Origin of the sequence: Methanosphaera sp. (genome assembly GCF_016282985.1) — an archaeon.
Lineage (GTDB): Archaea > Methanobacteriota > Methanobacteria > Methanobacteriales > Methanobacteriaceae > Methanosphaera.
On record NZ_JAEELZ010000076.1, the window covers coordinates 1 to 2954 of the forward strand.

Genomic DNA, 2954 nt, shown 5'->3' on the forward strand with positions numbered 1-2954 from the left:
AAACTCATAGAAGTCATCAAAGTACGAGAAATGAAACCAGAACAAACCATAAGAAGACAACTCGCACTACTAAAAATCCACGCCCCAACAGAACAAGACAAATCAGAAATCATACAATACACAAACATATTCAGAGGACACGTAATAGACGTAACACCAAAAACAATAACCATAGAAATAACAGGAAATCCTGATAAAATAAATGCATTGATGGACCTGTTAAGACCATACGGAATAAAAGAAACCGCAAAAACAGGAATAACTGCATTAACCAGAGGACAAAAAACGTTGTAAATAATAATTACTAACCCCCTTTTATTTTTTTCTTTGGATGTGAATTTATGAGTAATATGTCCCTTATATCTAAAATTGCATATTTCATTCTTAAAAAAACAAAACCCACCTATATGGATTCACAGGAAGAAGTTGAACTATTTTTAAAAACTAAAAAAGATAAAGAGTTTAAATCTGTTTTTCATACTGAATATTTTGAAAATATGAAACTTGTATCTTTTAATGATAATTCCAAGTCAGTTATTCTGTACATTCATGGTGGAGCTTACGTTAATCAATTGAATATTCAGCATTTATCATATTGTTTTATATTAAGTAAGTTTGTAAAAACAAGTATTGTTGCTCCAGTATATCCATTAGCTCCTGAACACAATTATATGGAAAGTTATGAACTAATAACAAAATTATATTGTGATTTAATAGAAAAATACGAAAATATTATATTAATGGGTGATTCTGCTGGTGGAGGATTTGTGTTATCATTTTGTCAATATTTAAAACAGATTAAACTAAAACAACCCAATAATATTATAGTATTTTCACCATGGGTTGATCTTTCAATGGAAAACTGCGTTGATGATGGTGATGATCCGATTCTTGGAAAAGTTGGACTTGTTGAAATAGCAAAAAGCTGGGCAGATAAAACAGATACAAAAAATTACAAGTTAAGTCCGTTATATGGAGACAATATTAATTTACCTAGAACTTTAATAATTACAGGTACAGATGAGATTTTTTATCCGGATATCAAAAGGTATTATAAAAAATTAGTTAATTCTGATGTTGATGCTGAATTAATTGAAGGAGAAGGTTTATTCCATATTTATCCATTGTTTCCCATTCCTGAAGCAATTAATATTTTAAAAAAAATTAAAAAAGAAATAAAAAAATAACATATTATCTCATGTATAATAAGAATTTTCCAAATTTAGGTATTCTATATATTATATCTGCAGCTGCATAACTACATATTATTAATATAATCCACAATATTATAGCTTTTACTGGTTCTGCAAATGGTAACATTACTATAAATGGAAGTAATGGTAATCTGAACAAGTTATGAATCAAAAATACTGCAAAAGAATATTTTGATAATATTTTAACTTGACTATAAAATCTTACAGTGTCCATTCTTGATACTAATTCAAACAATGCAAATGAACCTGTTAATATGAATGGGAATTCATACCAAAGGAAGAAATTATAACCTCTAATAAATGCATAATATTGGAAAAATAAGCAAAATGCAAAGGAAATTAATGCTATAATTCCAAATACTTTTGAGGACACTTCCTTGAACATTTCTTTTTTTACTAAGTATCCTAAAATAATATAAACACCATATATTCCACCACTAAATCCTAAACAATATTGTAATGTAACATTATGTATTCCTTCCATATCTAAGAGTAAAGATATAAATGGAAGACAAAATGCCAGTAAAGAAAATATTACTGTTGCCTGGAATATTGTTCTTTTATCAAAGCTTCTAACTGCATTTGAAACAAAAGGCATTGACAAATACATTCCTATAATCATAGGCATATACCACATGTGACTAAAGAACAGATTTCCTGCTTCAACCGTGTTTATTTGAGTATATCTGTTTGAGATAACAGTTAATGAAACTGCATATATCACAGACCACAATATAGTTACTATAATTAATGATTTACAATTATTATTCCAAAACTTCCTCACTTTTTGATCATCATATACCCTATCGACCAGTAAATATCCTGTTATCATTAAAAAGAAAGGTACACCTATACGACCAATAAACAAAGAAGCAAATTGAAATATTCTAGAAAATGTTGTCATAGTAATTATTGCATCAGATGAAATGATGTAAATACCATCAACAGAATGAATATATAAAACTGTTAATATAGCTATTGCACGAACTAAATCAATCCATTCAATTCTAGTTTTATTCATTTTGAAGCTCCAAAAGTATATTTTTTTGTTAACTATATTATAATATTTTAAATTAATATTATATAATATATTATTTCTACAAAGGATTATATTCCAAATTTGAACAATAACATCAAATCTTAATTTATTTGCTAAATGTAAAAACATAGATAAAGTCAAAAAAGAATAATAAGAATTAATTAATACTCGAATATTTAAAATAAAAAATGAAATTCAAGAACAGTTATTTTTAAGAATACATGTTGGAGAATAATATACATATCCAGTAGAAAATAAATTAAAAATTTCATAATAGTTATTTAAAGACAAATATTTAATTAAAAACATTGTATTTTATTATATTTTTCATGTTAATATTAATTCGGCTCTGTAGAAAACCTTGCATTGAGAGAAATATGAGTAATAACCCAAATATAGTTTTATTACAGAGGGAAATATTTTATTTCAATATTTTCCTTTCTTCATCATAATACAATTCTCACCCATATTGAGTAATTGTATTTTTCATTTGATTCCTGCCTAATTGCCGCTAATGCTAAGCATAGTAAGTGGTACAGGCGATCCCCGGGAAACCCTCGGTTCACATATAAAATACTTTGTTTATATAATCATATTTTTTTTAATCCTTCTCGTTGTATATTTTTGGCTGCGTTTATGTCTCTATCATGTGTGTTTCCACATTGTGGACATGTCCATATTCTGTTGTCGAGTTTTAACTT

General features: G+C 27.0%; 4 protein-coding genes. 2 read left to right on the plus strand and 2 right to left on the minus strand.

Annotated features, from left to right (window positions below):
* Positions 1-294: acetolactate synthase small subunit (gene ilvN / locus QZZ11_RS04410; RefSeq protein WP_292473944.1), on the plus strand; the 294-nt coding region annotated here is incomplete at its 5' end.
* 47 nt (positions 295-341) lie between these two features.
* Complete coding sequence (locus QZZ11_RS04415; protein ID WP_292473945.1) at positions 342-1187, plus strand: alpha/beta hydrolase; 846 nt, start codon at positions 342-344, stop codon at positions 1185-1187.
* A gap of 4 nt (positions 1188-1191) precedes the next feature.
* Here the strand turns inward: QZZ11_RS04415 and QZZ11_RS04420 are convergent, their stop codons facing one another.
* Entirely contained in the window at positions 1192-2235 is a 1044-nt protein-coding gene (locus QZZ11_RS04420; protein ID WP_292473947.1) for an acyltransferase, read from the minus strand.
* 608 nt (positions 2236-2843) lie between these two features.
* Positions 2844-2933 carry a zinc ribbon domain-containing protein gene (locus tag QZZ11_RS09305; protein WP_365952750.1) on the minus strand — a complete coding sequence of 30 codons (90 nt, stop codon included), beginning with the start codon at positions 2931-2933 and terminating at the stop codon, positions 2844-2846.
* Between the last annotated feature and the right edge of the window lie 21 nt (positions 2934-2954).